The 484-nt window shown below is 56.0% G+C and carries 1 protein-coding gene; it reads left to right on the top strand.

Annotation, left to right across the window (positions count from 1 at the left end; translation table 11 throughout):
- The coding region (locus AC1D1M_RS31495) for a dihydrodipicolinate synthase family protein (RefSeq protein ID WP_477778707.1) at nucleotides 1-463 on the top strand (463 nt) is incomplete at its 5' end.
- Between the last annotated feature and the right edge of the window lie 21 nt (nucleotides 464-484).

The following is a 484-nucleotide window of genomic DNA, read 5'->3' as shown; positions in this document are numbered from 1 at the left end:
GCGTGTCAGCCAATCGAAAAACGTCGTCGCCATCAAGGAAAGTTCCGGCGACATGGGCCAGGTGCATATGCTGGCCCGGCAGTTCCCCAACATCGCYTTGTCCTGCGGATGGGACGACCAGGCCCTCGAGTTTTTTGCYTGGGGCGCCCGCAGYTGGGTGTGCGCAGGTTCCAACTTCCTGCCCAAGGAACACGTYGCGCTTTATGAAGCCTGCGTGATCGAAAAGAACTTCGACAAAGGCCGTCAAATCATGTCKGCAATGATGCCGCTGATGAATGCCCTGGACGGTGGCAAGTTCGTGCAGTCGATCAAGTACGGCTGYGAAGTTGCCGGATTGAAAGTCGGTAACGTGCGCCTGCCATTGCAGCCACTTGAAGCGGACGAAAAGCAGAGYTTCGCGTCGGTCATTACTGAACTCAAACGTAACGTAGCCAACATTTCTTCGGGAGCCAGCCATGGGTGATCTTCTGAGCAAGGCCGAGTA

It is taken from the genome of Pseudomonas sp. P1_F7, assembly GCF_056405655.1.
This window is presented reverse-complemented; position numbering and strand designations above follow the sequence as displayed.